General features: G+C 68.5%; 13 protein-coding genes and 2 tRNA genes. 11 read left to right on the top strand and 4 right to left on the bottom strand.

Going from position 1 to position 16,373, the window contains the following annotated elements; all coding sequences use genetic code 11:
* Window positions 1–296: 296 nt before the first annotated feature.
* From dnaN to AB0N07_RS11735, 8 genes are all read left to right on the top strand, one after another.
* On the top strand, window positions 297–1,427 hold the full coding sequence (gene dnaN / locus AB0N07_RS11770) for a DNA polymerase III subunit beta (protein ID WP_030938963.1): 1,131 nt from the start codon (window positions 297–299) through the stop codon (window positions 1,425–1,427).
* A 140-nt stretch (window positions 1,428–1,567) separates the two neighbouring features.
* Window positions 1,568–2,443, top strand: a complete 876-nt coding sequence (gene gnd / locus AB0N07_RS11765; RefSeq protein ID WP_365834078.1) for a phosphogluconate dehydrogenase (NAD(+)-dependent, decarboxylating) — start codon at window positions 1,568–1,570, stop codon at window positions 2,441–2,443.
* 55 nt (window positions 2,444–2,498) lie between these two features.
* A complete protein-coding gene (gene recF / locus AB0N07_RS11760; RefSeq protein ID WP_365834077.1) occupies window positions 2,499–3,620 on the top strand; it encodes a DNA replication/repair protein RecF in 1,122 nt (373 codons plus the stop codon).
* Complete coding sequence (locus tag AB0N07_RS11755) at window positions 3,617–4,153, top strand: DciA family protein (RefSeq protein ID WP_365834076.1); 537 nt, start codon at window positions 3,617–3,619, stop codon at window positions 4,151–4,153. The genes recF and AB0N07_RS11755 overlap by 4 nt, the downstream gene beginning before the upstream one ends.
* A gap of 388 nt (window positions 4,154–4,541) precedes the next feature.
* Window positions 4,542–6,626, top strand: a complete 2,085-nt coding sequence (gene gyrB, locus AB0N07_RS11750; protein ID WP_365834075.1) for a DNA topoisomerase (ATP-hydrolyzing) subunit B — start codon at window positions 4,542–4,544, stop codon at window positions 6,624–6,626.
* Between the two features lie 42 nt (window positions 6,627–6,668).
* Window positions 6,669–9,263, top strand: a complete 2,595-nt coding sequence (gene gyrA / locus AB0N07_RS11745; protein ID WP_365834074.1) for a DNA gyrase subunit A — start codon at window positions 6,669–6,671, stop codon at window positions 9,261–9,263.
* An 18-nt stretch (window positions 9,264–9,281) separates the two neighbouring features.
* A complete protein-coding gene (locus AB0N07_RS11740) occupies window positions 9,282–10,085 on the top strand; it encodes a DUF3566 domain-containing protein (RefSeq protein ID WP_365834073.1) in 804 nt (267 codons plus the stop codon).
* A gap of 200 nt (window positions 10,086–10,285) precedes the next feature.
* A tRNA-Ile gene (locus AB0N07_RS11735) sits at window positions 10,286–10,359 on the top strand.
* A 101-nt stretch (window positions 10,360–10,460) separates the two neighbouring features.
* Here the strand turns inward: AB0N07_RS11735 and AB0N07_RS11730 are convergent.
* Entirely contained in the window at window positions 10,461–10,781 is a 321-nt protein-coding gene (locus AB0N07_RS11730; protein WP_365834072.1) for a DUF6344 domain-containing protein, read from the bottom strand.
* Window positions 10,782–11,108: 327 nt separating this feature from the next.
* Here AB0N07_RS11730 and AB0N07_RS11725 point away from each other — a divergent pair, with 327 nt between their 5' ends.
* Window positions 11,109–11,237 (top strand): DLW-39 family protein, encoded by a 129-nt coding sequence (locus AB0N07_RS11725; protein ID WP_003999697.1) that lies wholly within the window; start codon window positions 11,109–11,111, stop codon window positions 11,235–11,237.
* A 202-nt stretch (window positions 11,238–11,439) separates the two neighbouring features.
* Window positions 11,440–12,723, top strand: coding sequence for a hypothetical protein (locus AB0N07_RS11720; RefSeq protein WP_365834071.1), 1,284 nt, complete (start codon window positions 11,440–11,442; stop codon window positions 12,721–12,723).
* Window positions 12,724–12,802: 79 nt separating this feature from the next.
* On the opposite strand, the gene AB0N07_RS11715 is transcribed toward AB0N07_RS11720, so the two are convergent.
* Both AB0N07_RS11715 and AB0N07_RS11710 read right to left on the bottom strand, forming a co-directional pair.
* Window positions 12,803–14,356, bottom strand: coding sequence for a protein kinase (locus AB0N07_RS11715; RefSeq protein WP_365834070.1), 1,554 nt, complete (start codon window positions 14,354–14,356; stop codon window positions 12,803–12,805).
* A 172-nt stretch (window positions 14,357–14,528) separates the two neighbouring features.
* On the bottom strand, window positions 14,529–15,077 hold the full coding sequence (locus tag AB0N07_RS11710; protein WP_365834069.1) for a DNA-binding protein: 549 nt from the start codon (window positions 15,075–15,077) through the stop codon (window positions 14,529–14,531).
* Window positions 15,078–15,258: 181 nt separating this feature from the next.
* Between AB0N07_RS11710 and AB0N07_RS11705 the strand changes: the two genes are divergently transcribed.
* Window positions 15,259–15,331: transfer RNA gene (locus AB0N07_RS11705), tRNA-Ala, on the top strand.
* 312 nt (window positions 15,332–15,643) lie between these two features.
* Here AB0N07_RS11705 and AB0N07_RS11700 read toward each other — a convergent pair.
* Window positions 15,644–16,333: a haloacid dehalogenase type II gene (locus AB0N07_RS11700; RefSeq protein WP_365834068.1), complete on the bottom strand. Its 690-nt coding sequence runs from the start codon at window positions 16,331–16,333 to the stop codon at window positions 15,644–15,646.
* Window positions 16,334–16,373: the final 40 nt, after the last annotated feature.

Genomic DNA, 16,373 nt, shown 5'->3' with positions numbered 1-16,373 from the left:
GACAAAATCTTGCCTCTGAGCTGGGAAAACAGGGTTATCCACGGTTTCCACAGGCCCTACTACTACTCCCGACTAGAGAGAGCGAGAAGTTCGTTTCGAAGGGGGTCCTGTGCACAACTTGCCGTTCGGCTCCCTGCTGCCCCTCGTCACGACTTGACCCCGAGAGGCACCTACTGTCAGTGCCGTGCGTCAGACTGTTCCCCGGTGTCCTTCCCACCGCAGGGACCGACGACACCGAGACAGACGACGAAGCCAGGCAGGGCGAGAAGCGCCGGCAACAGCAGGAGGCGGCAACAGTGAAGATCCGGGTGGAACGCGACGTACTCGCGGAGGCAGTTGCCTGGGCGGCGCGCAGCCTCCCGGCCCGTCCGCCGGCGCCTGTCCTCGCCGGCCTCCTGCTGAAGGCCGAGGACGGTGCTCTGAGCCTGTCCAGCTTCGACTACGAGGTCTCCGCGCGTGTGTCCGTGGAGGCGGAGGTCGAGGAGGAGGGCACCGTCCTCGTCTCCGGCCGGCTGCTCGCCGACATCTCCCGCGCCCTCCCCAACCGGCCCGTAGAGATTTCCACAGACGGTGTACGGGCGACCGTGGTCTGCGGGTCCTCCCGATTCACACTCCACACCCTGCCTGTGGAGGAGTACCCGGCGCTGCCGCAGATGCCGAACGCCACGGGCACCGTCCCCGGTGAGGTCTTCGCCTCCGCGGCCGCCCAGGTGGCCATCGCGGCCGGCCGTGACGACACGCTGCCCGTCCTCACCGGTGTGCGCATCGAGATCGAGGGCGACACCGTGACCCTGGCCTCCACCGACCGCTACCGCTTCGCGGTCCGCGAGTTCCTGTGGAAGCCGGAGAACCCCGAGGCCTCCGCGGTCGCCCTGGTGCCCGCCAAGACGCTGCTGGACACCGCCAAGGCCCTCACGAGCGGTGACAGCGTGATCCTGGCGCTGTCCGGCTCGGGCGCGGGCGAGGGGCTGATCGGTTTCGAGGGCGCCGGACGGCGTACGACCACCCGCCTCCTCGAGGGCGACCTCCCGAAGTACCGCACGCTGTTCCCGACGGAGTTCAACACCGTCGCCGTCATCGAGACCGCCCCCTTCGTGGAGGCCGTCAAGCGTGTGGCCCTGGTCGCCGAGCGCAACACCCCGGTGCGGCTGAGCTTCGAGCAGGGCGTGCTGATCCTGGAGGCCGGCTCCAGTGACGATGCACAGGCTGTGGAACGTGTGGATGCGCAGCTGGAAGGCGACGACATCTCGATCGCCTTCAACCCGACGTTCCTCCTGGACGGCCTGAGCGCCATCGACTCGCCGGTGGCGCAGCTGTCGTTCACGACGTCCACCAAGCCCGCGCTGCTCAGCGGCAAGCCGGCGCTGGATGCCGAGGCGGACGAGGCCTACAAGTACCTGATCATGCCCGTGCGGCTCAGCGGCTGATCGCTCCCCTCAGGGAATCCGCAGGTCGGGGCGTACTTATGAGCGGGTATGCCCACAGGTGTGCGCGAGCGTCCGGGTTTAGGCTCGGACGCAGGTACGAACGTGCCCCACACGCCACACAGCAACCTAAGGAACAACTGATGGAGCTCGGTCTCGTCGGCCTCGGCAAGATGGGCGGCAACATGCGCGAGCGGATACGCCGCGCAGGCCACACCGTGATCGGATTCGACCGCAACCCGGACCTTGCCGATGTCCACAGCCTGGAAGAACTTGTGGGCAAGCTCAGCGGGCCCCGCGTGGTCTGGGTGATGGTCCCGGCCGGCGGTCCCACCCAGTCGACGATCGACGAGCTGGCCGAGCTCCTGGAGCCGGGAGACGTCGTCGTGGACGGCGGCAACTCCCGCTGGACGGACGACGAGAAGCACGCCGAGGAGCTGGCGGCCAAGGGCATCGGCTTCGTCGACTGCGGTGTCTCCGGCGGTGTCTGGGGCCTGGAGAACGGCTATGCGCTGATGTACGGCGGTGACGCGGAGAACGTCGCCAAGGTGCAGCCGGTCTTCGACGCGCTGAAGCCCGAGGGGACGTTCGGCGCGGTGCACGCCGGCAAGGTCGGTGCGGGACACTTCGCGAAGATGGTCCACAACGGCATCGAGTACGCGATGATGCAGGCCTACGCCGAGGGCTGGGAGCTGCTGGAGAAGGTCGACTCGGTCACAGATGTGCGCGAGGTCTTCCGGTCCTGGCAGGAGGGCACGGTCATCCGTTCCTGGCTGCTGGACCTCGCGGTGAACGCCCTCGACGAGGACGAGCACCTGGACAGGCTGAAAGGTTTTGCACAGGACTCCGGCGAGGGACGCTGGACTGTGGAAGCCGCCATCGACAACGCCGTGCCGCTGCCCGCGATCACGGCCTCCCTCTTCGCGCGGTTCGCGTCGCGTCAGGAGGACTCTCCGCAGATGAAGATGATCGCGGCGCTGCGGAACCAGTTCGGCGGCCACGCGGTCGAGAAAAAGTAATCCACAGGGCTGTTGAAAAGTCAGCCCGCAACCTGGGGGAGGTCGGCGACCGACCATGCACGTCACGCACCTGTCGCTGGCCGACTTCCGCTCGTACGCCCGGGTCGAAGTCCCGCTCGACCCGGGTGTCACGGCTTTCGTCGGCCCGAACGGGCAGGGCAAGACGAACCTCGTCGAGGCCGTCGGGTATCTCGCCACCCTCGGCAGCCATCGGGTGGCTTCCGACGCCCCTCTGGTGCGCATGGGCGCGGATCGCGCGGTCATCCGGGCTCAGGTCAAACAGGGCGAGCGGCAGCAGCTGGTCGAGCTGGAGCTGAACCCCGGCAAGGCCAACCGCGCCCGCATCAACAGGTCCTCGCAGGTCAGGCCGCGTGACGTGCTGGGCATCGTGCGGACCGTCCTGTTCGCGCCCGAGGATCTTTCCCTGGTCAAGGGGGACCCCGGTGAGCGGCGTCGTTTCCTCGACGAGCTGATCACCGCCCGCTCCCCGCGCATGGCCGGTGTGCGCTCCGACTACGAGCGGGTCCTGAAGCAGCGCAACACACTCCTGAAGTCGGCAGCGCTGGCCCGTCGGCACGGCGGCCGCTCCATGGACCTGTCCACGCTCGACGTCTGGGACCAGCATCTCGCGCGCGCGGGCGCCGAGTTGTTCGCCCAGCGGCTGGATCTGGTCGCGGCGATCCAGCCGCTGGCCGACAAGGCGTACGAGCAGCTGGCGCCGGGGGGCGGTCCGGTCGGCCTGGAGTACAAGCCGTCCGCGCCCGGTGAGGCCCATACCCGTGAGGATCTCTACGAGCAGCTGATGGGGGCGCTCGCCGAGGCGCGCAAGCAGGAGATCGAGCGGGGCGTCACCCTCGTAGGACCGCATCGGGACGATCTGCTTCTCAAACTCGGTCAGCTGCCCGCCAAGGGGTACGCCTCCCACGGGGAGTCCTGGTCGTATGCGCTGGCGTTGCGCCTTGCCTCGTACGACCTGCTGCGGGCCGAGGGCAACGAGCCGGTGCTCGTCCTCGACGATGTCTTCGCGGAGCTCGACACCCGGCGCCGGGAGCGCCTGGCGGAGCTGGTCGCGCCCGGTGAGCAGGTGCTGGTGACGGCCGCGGTCGACGACGACGTACCGCACGTACTGACCGGGACGCGGTACTCCGTGTCGGACGGGACGGTGGAGCGCGCATGACGGACGAAGAGCCCGCGGCCAAGAAGGCGGCCCCCGAGCCGTCCGGCGTCGACCTCGCGCGCGTGGCGCTGAGGGCGGCGAAGGAACAGGCACGCGCGCGTGGGGATGCGGCGCTGCAGAAGAAGCAGGCGCGGCGCGGTGGTCTGCGCTCCGGCGCGCGTGCTGACGGGCGCGACCCCATGGCGCTCGGTGCTGCGATCAACCGGCTGATCACCGAGCGCGGTTGGGAGACGCCGGCGGCGGTGGGCGGGGTGATGGGCCGGTGGCCGCAGATCGTGGGCGAGGACGTGGCCAAGCACTGCGAGCCGGAGAAGTACGACGAGGACGAGCGCGTCCTGGTGGTGCGCTGCGATTCGACGGCCTGGGCGACGAATCTGCGCCTGCTCGCCCCGACGCTGGTGGCCCGGCTCAACGAGGACCTCGGGCACGGCGCGGTGAAGATGATCAAGGTGAATGGTCCCAGTGGTCCCGCCCGTCGCTACGGTCCCCTGCGTGCCCCGGGCAGCACGGGGCCCGGCGACACGTATGGGTGACAGACCTCACATCTGCAGGCCGTCGGTGGTCCGGTCGTGGCTCCGGCGGCCTCCGTGTCGTACCACCGCACACGGTTGCGAATTGCGACCTGACTCCCAAGTAGCAAAGGGTTGACAGCCGGAAGCGCTGAGTGCCTCTGTGAGCCTCTTGGAGCCCTGCTCCGTATATGGGGACCCGGCAGACGCCGGTTCAGGGCGCCACATGAGGACTCAGGTACCGGCAAACCCCCATCACTGTCGGCGCTACCGGTAGACTGGAAGCCAATCCCGCCCCAGTCGTGGGGATGTCCGGGAAAAGCTGAGCAACGCTGAACAAGGCTTACCAACGCAACATGCCGCAGCCGCTCCGGCAACCCTCCCCCGGAGGGGTCCCCCCAGAGCCTGGCTCGTGCTGTGCCAGAAAGGGCGCTTCGTGGCCGATTCCGGCAACCCCAACGAGAACATCCCGTCCACCGACGCCGGCGAGAACGGCGCGGTGACCTCGTCGAACGGCGAGGTCACCGCCTCGTACGACGCCAGCGCCATCACCGTCCTCGAGGGCCTGGACGCGGTCCGCAAGCGCCCCGGTATGTACATCGGCTCGACCGGTGAGCGAGGGCTGCACCACCTCGTGTACGAGGTCGTCGACAACTCCGTCGACGAGGCACTGGCCGGCCACGCGGACACCATCGACGTGACGATCCTCGCCGACGGCGGCGTGCGCGTGGTCGACAACGGCCGTGGCATCCCGGTGGGCATCGTGCCCTCCGAGGGCAAGCCGGCACTCGAGGTCGTGCTGACCGTTCTGCACGCGGGCGGCAAGTTCGGCGGTGGCGGCTACGCGGTCTCCGGTGGTCTGCACGGCGTCGGCGTCTCCGTCGTGAACGCGCTGTCCTCGAAGGTCGCGGTCGAGGTCAGGACCGACGGTCACCGTTGGACGCAGGACTACAAGATGGGCGTCCCCACGGCGCCGCTCGCCAAGCACGAGGCCATCGAGGAGACCGGCACGTCGGTCACCTTCTGGGCCGATGCCGACATCTTCGAGACCACCGACTACTCCTTCGAGACGCTCTCGCGGCGCTTCCAGGAGATGGCGTTCCTCAACAAGGGTTTGACGATCAAACTCACTGATGAGCGCGAGTCGGCGAAAGCCACCTCCGGTGCGGACGAGGCGGGTGCCGACGAGACCGCCGAGGTCAAACACGTCACGTACCACTACGAGGGCGGCATCGTCGACTTCGTGAAGTACCTCAACTCCCGCAAGGGCGACGTGGTGCACCCGACGGTGATCGACCTCGAGGCGGAGGACAAGGAGAAGAGCCTCTCCCTCGAAGTCGCGATGCAGTGGAACAGCGGTTACAGCGAGGGTGTGTACTCCTTCGCCAACATCATCCACACGCACGAGGGCGGCACGCACGAAGAGGGCTTCCGCGCGGCGCTCACCAACCTGATCAACAAGTACGCGCGCGACAAGAAACTGCTGCGCGAGAAGGACGACAACCTCACGGGTGACGACATCCGCGAGGGTCTGACGGCGATCATCTCGGTGAAGCTGAGCGAGCCGCAGTTCGAGGGCCAGACCAAGACCAAGCTGGGCAACACGGAGGCGAAGACCTTCGTCCAGAAGGCGGTCTACGAGCACCTCAACGACTGGCTGGACCGCAACCCGAACGAGGCGGCGGACATCATCCGCAAGGGCATCCAGGCGGCCACCGCGCGCGTGGCGGCCCGCAAGGCCCGTGACCTGACGCGTCGTAAGGGCCTCCTTGAGTCGGCGTCCCTGCCGGGCAAGCTCTCCGACTGCCAGTCGAACGACCCGACCAAGTGCGAGATCTTCATCGTCGAGGGTGACTCCGCCGGCGGCTCGGCCAAGTCCGGCCGCAACCCGCAGTACCAGGCGATCCTCCCGATTCGAGGAAAGATCCTCAACGTCGAGAAGGCCAGGATCGACAAGATCCTGCAGAACCAGGAGATCCAGGCACTGATCTCCGCCTTCGGCACGGGCGTGCACGAGGACTTCGACATCGAGAAGCTCCGCTATCACAAGATCATCCTGATGGCGGACGCCGACGTCGACGGCCAGCACATCAACACCCTGCTGCTGACCTTCCTGTTCCGCTTCATGCGGCCGCTGGTCGAGGCCGGGCACGTGTTCCTGTCGCGTCCCCCGCTCTACAAGATCAAGTGGGGTCGGGACGACACCGAGTACGCGTACTCGGACCGCGAGCGCGACGCGCTGCTCGAGCTGGGCCGCCAGCGCGGCAAGCGGGTGCGTGAGGACTCCATCCAGCGCTTCAAGGGCCTCGGCGAGATGAACGCCGAGGAGCTGCGCATCACGACGATGGACCAGGAGCACCGAGTGCTCGGCCAGGTCACCCTGGATGACGCCGCGCAGGCCGACGACCTGTTCTCGGTCCTGATGGGCGAGGACGTCGAGGCGCGCCGCCAGTTCATCCAGCGCAACGCCAAGGACGTCCGCTTCCTCGACATCTGAGTCGGTCTCAGCTGACCGCACCAGGAAGGATCTTCACCAGCAATGGCCGACGAGAACACCCCCCTCACGCCTGAACAGGGCGGCGACATCGCACAGCGTGTCGAGCCCGTCGGGCTCGAGACGGAGATGCAGCGCTCGTACCTCGACTACGCGATGTCCGTCATCGTCTCGCGTGCGCTGCCCGACGTCCGGGACGGTCTCAAGCCCGTCCACCGCCGCGTCCTGTACGCCATGTACGACGGCGGCTACCGCCCCGAGCGCGGCTTCTACAAGTGCGCCCGTGTCGTCGGCGACGTCATGGGCAACTACCACCCGCACGGCGACTCCTCGATCTACGACGCGCTGGTCCGCCTCGCGCAGCCGTGGTCGATGCGGATGCCGCTGGTGGACTCCAACGGCAACTTCGGCTCTCCGGGCAACGACCCGGCGGCGGCCATGCGCTACACCGAGTGCAAGATGGCGCCGCTGTCGATGGAGATGGTCCGTGACATCGACGAGGAGACCGTCGACTTCACGGACAACTACGACGGCCGCTCCCAGGAGCCGACCGTCCTGCCGGCCCGCTTCCCGAACCTGCTGATCAACGGCTCGGCGGGCATCGCGGTCGGCATGGCGACGAACATCCCGCCGCACAACCTGCGCGAGGTCGCGGCCGGCGCCCAGTGGTACCTGGAGAACCCGGACGCCTCGCACGAGGAACTCCTGGACGCCCTCATCGAGCGCATCAAGGGCCCGGACTTCCCGACGGGCGCCCTGGTGGTGGGCCGTAAGGGCATCGAGGAGGCCTACCGCACGGGCCGCGGCTCGATCACCATGCGCGCGGTCGTCGAGGTCGAGGAGATCCAGAACCGCCAGTGCCTGGTGGTGACGGAGCTGCCGTACCAGACCAACCCTGACAACCTCGCGCAGAAGATCGCCGACCTGGTGAAGGACGGCAAGATCGGCGGCATCGCGGACGTCCGCGACGAGACCAGCTCCCGTACCGGTCAGCGCCTGGTCATCGTGCTCAAGCGGGACGCGGTCGCCAAGGTCGTCCTGAACAACCTCTACAAGCACACCGACCTGCAGTCGAACTTCGGCGCCAACATGCTGGCGCTGGTCGACGGCGTTCCGCGCACGCTGTCCCTGGACGCGTTCATCCGCCACTGGGTGACGCACCAGATCGAGGTCATCGTCCGCCGCACGCGCTTCCGGCTGCGCAAGGCCGAGGAGCGGGCGCACATCCTGCGCGGTCTGCTGAAGGCCCTGGACGCCATCGACGAGGTCATCGCGCTGATCCGGCGCAGTGACACCGTCGACATCGCGCGCGCGGGCCTGATGGAGCTCCTGGAGATCGACGAGATCCAGGCGAACGCCATCCTCGAGATGCAGCTGCGCCGGCTGGCCGCCCTGGAGCGCCGGAAGATCATCCAGGAGCACGACGAGCTCCAGGCGAAGATCACCGAGTACAACGAGATCCTCGCCTCCCCGGTCCGTCAGCGCGGCATCGTCAGCGAGGAACTCGCCGCGATCGTCGAGAAGTTCGGCGACGACCGCAAGACGATGCTGGTGCCCTTCGACGGCGACATGTCCATGGAGGACCTGATCGCCGAAGAGGACATCGTCGTCACCATCACGCGCGGCGGCTACATCAAGCGCACCAAGACGGAGGACTACCGCTCGCAGAAGCGGGGCGGCAAGGGCGTGCGCGGCACGAAGCTGAAGCAGGACGACATCGTCGACCACTTCTTCGTGTCGACCACGCACCACTGGCTGTTGTTCTTCACCAACAAGGGCCGCGTCTACCGTGCGAAGGCCTATGAGCTTCCGGACGCCGGCCGTGAGGCGCGCGGCCAGCACGTCGCGAACCTGCTCGCCTTCCAGCCGGACGAGGCGATCGCTGAGATCCTCGCGATCCGCGACTACGAGGCGGCGCCGTACCTGGTCCTCGCCACCAAGGGCGGCCTGGTCAAGAAGACGCCGCTGAAGGATTACGATTCACCCCGCTCCGGCGGCGTGATCGCGATCAACCTTCGGGAGACGGAGGACGGTTCGGACGACGAACTGATCGGCGCCGAACTCGTTTCGCCCGATGACGATCTGCTTCTGATCAGCAAGAAGGCACAGTCGATCAGGTTCACCGCCACGGACGAGAGCCTGCGGCCCATGGGCCGTGCCACCTCCGGTGTCAAGGGCATGAGTTTCCGTGAGGGCGATGAACTTCTGTCGATGAATGTTGTTCGACCCGGTACGTTCGTGTTCACTGCTACGGACGGTGGGTACGCGAAGCGGACTGCCGTCGACGAGTACCGCGTCCAGGGTCGCGGCGGCCTCGGTATCAAGGCTGCCAAGATCGTGGAGGATCGCGGTTCGCTGGTCGGCGCACTGGTGGTCGAGGAGACCGATGAGATCCTCGCCATCACGCTGTCGGGCGGTGTGATTCGTACGCGAGTCAACGAGGTCAGGGAGACGGGCCGTGACACCATGGGCGTCCAACTGATCAACCTGGGCAAGCGCGATGCCGTCGTCGGTATCGCTCGTAACGCCGAGGCGGGACGCGAGGCGGAGGAGGTCGACGGCGATGTGGCCGTCGACGAGACCGCCGAAGGTGCCGCGACCACCGGCACGGACGAGGGTGAGGCGCCCTCTGCCGAGTAGCACGAGGAGTGAGTCATCGTGAGCGGAGCCACGGGCGCCGGATCGGCCGCTACCCCCACGGGTACGGAGTCGGACGGAGGCGGCCGTGGCTCCGCCGCGCGTGCGACGGATCCGCACACGACCCAACTGCGCAAGATCGACGCAGCGGAGACAGACTCGTCCTCGTCCGAGACTCATGGATCCCAGGGGGGAACTGTGACGGAAGCCCGAGGCCCGCAGACGCAGCAGCACAAGGCCGGGGCGGCTCCCGCCGCCCAGCCGCAGCCGCAGCAGCCTCCGGCCCAGCCCGCACCGCCCCAGGCGGCCTCTCCGCTCCCCGGTGAGCGGCAGCCGCAGCAGCCCGCCGGGCCCTACCACCCGCCGCAGGCCTACCAGAACCAGGCACAGGCACCCGCCCAGTCACCGACCGGTGCCGTACGGCGGCCGCGCACCGGAGCGCGCACCACGCCCCGTATCCGCAAGGCACGTCTGCGCGTGGCGAAGGCCGATCCCTGGTCGGTCATGAAGGTGAGCTTCCTGCTCTCCATCGCGCTGGGCATCTGCACGATCGTCGCGTCCGCAGTCCTGTGGATGGTCATGGACGCGATGGGCGTCTTCTCGACGGTCGGCGGCACGATCTCGGAGGCCACCGGCTCCAACGAGTCGAACGGCTTCGACCTGCAGTCGTTCCTGTCGCTCCCGCATGTCCTGATGTTCACGTCGATCATCGCGGTCATCGACGTCGTCCTCGCGACGGCTCTCGCGACCCTCGGCGCGTTCATCTACAACCTCTCCGCGGGCTTCGTCGGCGGCATCGAGCTGACGCTCGCCGAGGACGAGTGACATTGACCGTGACCCGCGCCGAGGACTAGTGACATTGACCGTGACCCGCGCCGAGGACGGGTGACACCAACCGCGAACGTCACTCAAAACCTCTGGCGCCGGTCCTGCCCCCGTCCCTGAGACAACCGATTTTGGGACTGCCCACGTCGTGCGCTAATCTTCAGGGGTCAGCGCGCGGGACACACACCGCAGAGCGCGGCGGGGCTATAGCTCAGTTGGTTAGAGCGCATCCCTGATAAGGATGAGGCCACAGGTTCAAATCCTGTTAGCCCCACAGCACGAAGAAGACCCCCAACCGATTCCGGTTGGGGGTCTTCTTCGTGGGCGGTTCGGGTACGCAAGTTCGCCGTTACGCCGGGTTGCAGGAGCGGTGCCTCACAGCTGGAGGGGAGTGGCCGGCTCGGAGAGGTCCGTGCCCGCCTCCGTCTCCGTGAGGGGGCTGTGGCGGCAGCTGGGGGACTTTCCGTGGGCCTCGGCGCGGATGCGCTGCTTCATCGTGGGGGGCAGGGCCCTGGCGTAGGCCCAGGACCAGTGGGGTGCCGTCGGGATCGTCACCGGCGCGCTGCAGTTGCCGGTCGCCTCGATCTGCGGTACCGCCGCGGCGGCGGTCGTCGTGATGAGTCCGAGCGTCGTGCACAGCGCGAGGAAGGCGGTGACGAGGACGTTCCACAGCTTCATGACCTGGTTCTGGGCCATGGCCCCTCACTTTCGGGTCGGGCGATTTGCGTACTTTCCTCATGATGTGTATCGGGGCCGCGAAGTGGTGGACCGACGCCCGTGGCGCGGCGATGTTCAGATGAACAACACCCGGATGGGCGCAAACCGCTCGTAAATAGGAGAATGAAGAGCAAAGTAACCGTCCGTGGGAGTGTGATCACCCTCAGATCGGAGCGGTGAGCTCCGGTTCTACTGCGGTTTGCCGGAGGGCAGTTGAGGGCCCACGCAGGTCACCGATCGGTATCGGTCGGTGTGTATAGTCGGGCGCCAGAAGTCCCCTACGTCAAGGAAAGACGAGGTCGCGCGGTGAAGAAGCTTCTCCTGGTCGCACTGGCCGCCATCGGCGGGCTCCTCGTGTACCGCCAGATCCAGGCGGATCGCGCCGAGCAGGATCTGTGGACGGAGGCGACCGACTCCGTGCCCACGGGTTCGTGAGTATCGACAACCGAATCTGAACAGACCCCGGCCGTCCTTGCGGTCGGGGTTTTGTGTTGCCCGGATGAGGCCCGGCCTCGCGGGGCAGGATGGGCCACGGTCCAGCGGTCCGGACGACGACGAGGGGTGGCGCGTGATGGGGCGGCGTACGGCGTGGTGGCGCGCGAGAGCATGGCGCGGGCGTCCCTCGGCACGCGCGCGCGTGACGGCCGTGGCTGCGGTGCTGTGCACTGCCGCTGCGGCGCCCTGGACGGCTGCCGCCGCGGCGGCAGCCGAGACCCCGAGCACCGGCGTCTCCTCCGCCGCCTCCGCCTACGCCTTCGCGGAGGACGCACAGCCTGTGGACGGCGCGAAAGGGACCACGGGCGCCGAGCCCCTCGAAGCCGGCAGGACCTACCGCAGCTCCCTCCCCAGGGACGCGACGCTCTACTACCGCCTTCATCTCGACGCCGCGTCCAACGCCTACGTCTCCGTCACCGCCATCCCCCGCGCGGACGCCACGCTCTCCATCACCGACGGCATCAGGGTGTCGGTGCAGGACGCCGACAACCACTCCTGCTCCAACGAACGCGCCCGCTTCGGCGCCGCCAAGAGCCCGCACCCCATCACGGCATGGGGCGCACGGACCACCTCCCCGGCCGCCCCGCTCTGCCAGGGCGCCGGCACCTACTACGTCGTCGTCGAACGCACCGGCACGGCGGACTCCTCGCCCGGCGCCTGGGACCTGGAGATCACCACCACCACCGAACCGCCCCTGAAGCAGGCCGGTGCGACGGGCCCGCCCACGGTGTGGAACTCCGCCTCACCCACCCCCGTCTCGGGCTCGGCCGAGCGCAGCCAGGGCGGCGCGGGCTTCTCCCGGGCGGTCCCCGTGGGGCAGGGCGTCTGGAGCGCCGACATCACGCCCGGGCAGACGCTCTTCTACAAGGTCCCGGTCGGCTGGGGCCAGCAGCCGTCCGCCACGGCCGAACTCGGCAGCGTGAACGGTGACGGCCGCCGCTACGCCATCGACGCCCTGGCTCTCACGCTCTACAACCCCGTCCGCGCCGACGTGGAGGACGCGAGCACCGGCTACGACGGCAAGCAGAAGTCGGCCTCCCTCGCCGCGGTGCCTGCCGTCGACTACAGCAACCGCTACGCCATCCCCGACCGCGTGAACGGAATGCGGTTCGCCGGCTCGTACTACCTGGTGGTGCACCTCGCCGCGGGAGTGGCCCAGAAGTTCGGCGACGGGCCCTTCAGGCTGACGTTGCGCGTCGGGATCGAGGGCGCGGCGCAGGACGGCCCCGGCTACCAGGGGCAGTCCGTGCCGGGGGACGTCTTCGAGGTCACCGCGCAGGACCGGCAGGCAGCCGCCGAGGGCGCGACCCCGGACGCCCACGCCACGATGAAGGCCGTGGCCGCGGGCGGGATCGGAACGGGCACGGTCGTGCTCGTCGTGCTCGGGGCGTGGACGGTCGCGGCCCGGCGGAGAGCCCGGGCCTGATGAGCCCCGCGGCCCGGCGCGCGCGAAGAGGCCCGGTGAGGTCCTGCGGTCCTCGGACCGGGAGCGGCCGGACGGTTGTTCAGATACGGGTCAGCGCCCAGAACCCCACGGCGTAGCAGGTCAGCGCGAGAAGCAGGAGCGGGATCGCCACCTTGGCGGGCGGGCCGGGGCGGCGTGCGGGGCGGGCGCGATGGCTGCGGCGCGTCGTCTCCTGCGGGATGGCCTGCACGGGAGGCGGAACCTGAGGGGCCTGGGCGGTGTACGAAACAGTGGAGACGTCAGGGCGCTGGTACGGCGTCGGTGTCGGTGTCGGCGTCAGGGCCTGGGCCGGGTGCGGCGGTGTGTACGACTGGGGGGAGGGCAGTACATGCGTGGGGTCATGGGGGGAGGCGTAGGCGGGCTGGTACCGGCTGTCTTGTTCGGGGTGTGCCTGTGCGTCGGGTGCCGGCGGCTGCGGAGGGGGAGTGCGGGCGGAGGAGGCGGTGGCCTGCGGGGGCGGCAGATGGAAGCTGCCGGTGTCCGACATGCTGGGCGGCTGCATGGGGCCGGACGGCTCAGGCTGGTGACCGGGCCCCTGACGCGGATCGGGCAGCGGCGAGACGCCCGTGGAGGCCACGGCCTCAGCGTCCGACGCCGACGACACGGAGGACGCCTCTGCCTCGACAGACCGCTCAACGGGCCGCCAAAAGGCCCCACTTACACCGGTTCCGCGCGTGTCAGCCTCCCTCTTCACCTCCACCCCCGGTGCGGCTTTGAGAGGTCCCGAGGGGGCGAACCCCGATGGGAGCGGGCCGAGTTGGTCGAAGACCTCGATCAACTCGTCGTCGGGGCCGGGCTCCGGCAACAACTCCCTGGCAGAGGCGAGCGCTTTGCGCGCCCCTGTGGCGGTACGGAACCGGGCCTGCGGGTCGGGCTGCAGCAGCGTCGCCACAACCTGCCACAGCGGCTCGGGAATGCCCTTGGGTGCGCTCGGCGTCCCGTGCTCCGCGAAGTACTGGATGAGCGCCTTGGCATCCGGCTTGGCACCCTCCAGCAGATACAACGCGACCAGGCCCACCGCGAACAGGTCGGCGGGGAAGTCCGGTTCCGAGCCCATCATCTGCTCCGGCGCGAGATAACCCGGCGTCCCCACCACGAGATTGGTCTCCGTCAGACGCGGTTCACCCAGCCGCATCGCGATGCCGAAGTCGGACAACCGCAGCCGCGGCCGGCCCGTGCCGGTGGCTTCCAGCAGGACGTTGGCCGGCTTGACGTCGCGGTGCACCACGCCCTCCGCATGGACCGCGGCCAGCCCCGAAAGCAGCTGGTCCAGCAAGGTGCACACGAAGGCCGGGGGCAGCGGACCGTAGTCCCCGACCAGATGAACCAGCGAACCGCCGGCGACGAGATCCATGGTGAACAGGACCTTGTCGTCGTCGGCGGCCCAGCTGGCGGGCGCCAGCACATGGGGGTGATCGATACGCAGAGCCTGCTCGCGGACGAAACGCAGCAGAGAGTGCGCGTCGCGCTGCTGCAGCACCTTGGCGGCCACATAGCGACGGCGGCGGTGGTCCCAGGCGCGCCAGACAGCGCCGACTCCTCCGCGTCCGATCGGGTCGACCAGTTCGTACCGGCCGGCGAAGACCTCACCCATGGCTGTGCGTCGCTCCTCCCCCTTCGGCTACCCCCCTTGCCTGCCCCTCGACGGGTGGTACGACTCCCCCAGCGCCGTTCCTCGACGAGTGTGATGAGTGATACGAGCCTCCGCGCCCCTCCTCGGCCGTCTGCCCGGCTGCCGAACCCCCTTCGGCGACCGGACCACGGACTCAGCTCTGGTGCGACTGGTAATGCGTGACCGCGTCGGAAGTGCGGCCGGCGCCGTACACCCGAAGGAACTCTGCCAGCTCCGGATGGCTGGGGGCGAGAGTGTCCGCGGCGTCGATGATGTCCCCCGCGGCCGCCACCGAGCGCAGCAGCGACTGGATCTCGCGGACCACCCGCTTGACCGTGGGCGCCCCCGAACTGCTCGTCGTGGTCGTGGTGTTGCTGAGCACCGAGCCCCCCTGCGACTTCTTGATCTCTTCCATGCGCTCCGTGGCCTCGGCCGCGCTCACACTGCCGTCCGAGACCTGCCCCGCGAGGTCCTGCAGCAGCTGCACCCGCTGCACGACAGCCGGGTTGCCGATCTTCGCCCGCTGCCCGCTCATCAACTGCGACAGCATCGGGGCGGACAGCCCCAGCACCCCCGCGAGACGAGCCTGGTTGAGTCCGAGATCTTCTATGAGCTTACGGAAGAGCGCCCCCAACGGCTCCCCGTACCAGTTCCGCTGCAGTTCCCGCGCTCTTGCGGTCGCTTCCTGCTGTGCGGCGTCCATTGCGTCTCCCCATCGCTTCCCCAAGTACTGTGGTTCGCTGTAGCGAACCACGCCGAGCATCTTACGGAGAGTGGTCGCCCGCGGGGACCCCCAATCTTTTTGCGAGATCCCGGGGGTGACCCGGTACTCTGGTCTTCGGCGCCCACCGGTACGCGGTTCTTCCGGGGGATGCCCCCTTTCCGGGGCCTTAGCTCAGTTGGTAGAGCGCTGTCTTTGCATGGCAGATGTCAGGGGTTCGACTCCCCTAGGCTCCACTTTTCAGGCCCCTCTGACCTGCGGAAACGCTGTCAGGGGGGTGTTTTTTGTCCCCGATGTCCCGTGCTGACGCAAGCTCCAGCAGGCCTGTGATTGCAGCCTCGGCACTGTTGACGGGGGCAGGCCGCGCGGCCACAAGTGCGCCATCGACGCTGCCGTGGCCGAGGCTGCCCTGCGGCAACAGCGGAACGGGTGCGCCTCGTCGCCATCCGAGCTGTCGGTGCGTTGTCACCGGCCTGCAGGCGTGCCACCGACCAGGCCGACGCAGCCCTGTTCCGTAATTCATGGATTCGCCCCGGGGCCTCAGGGCGTCACAGCTGTCTCGCGGTCAGCACTCCCGCGAGTTCCCGCAGGTCCTGTGCGCTGTAACCGGGCGAGGCCATCGTCTGCGGATACGCCGTGGCTGCGCGCCGCAGCCACGCACCGTCCAGTCCCGCGCGCAGCGCCCCGTCGATGTCCCAGGGATGCACCGCGACCATCAGCGCCTGGTCGGGGCGTACGCCGACTTGCTCGACGGCGTAGTGGTAGGCGGCCCGTGCCGGTTTCCAACAGCGCGGGCCGCGTACGTCCGACAGGGCCTCGAAACGGTCCAGCACTCCTGCCTTGTCCAGTAGCTGCTCGGTCACGGCGACGCTGCCGTTGGTCATCGCCGTCAGCCGGTACCCTGCATCGCTCAACTCCCGTACGCCGTCCGGCACATCGGGGTGTACGTCCAGGACGGAGAAGCCGTCCAGAATGTGCCGTGCCGCGGCCTCGTCGTCTCCCGCCCAGCCCTGAAGCCCGGACAGCACGGCCCGTACTCCGTCGCGTGCGACGTCCGCGAAGTCCGCGTACGCGCCGGCTGCTGTCAGCGCGAAGCCGTCCCGCAGGACTCCCGCGAACCAGGTGGGCAGCAGGTGTCCGGGGGCGCCGACGTCCTCGAAGCGGGCGCGCAGCGGCGTGAGGTCGCTGAGCGTCTCGTTGACGTCGAGGACGAGGACCGGGAGCTGGTCGGCGGGCACGGCCTCCTCCTCTTCTCGTCTGCAGGGCGAATCGGCTGCG

The organism is Streptomyces sp. NPDC051172 (assembly GCF_040682555.1).
Classification (GTDB): Bacteria; Actinomycetota; Actinomycetes; order Streptomycetales; family Streptomycetaceae; genus Streptomyces.
The sequence above is the reverse complement of the archived record's forward strand: the minus strand, read 5'-3'. Positions and strand labels throughout refer to the sequence as shown.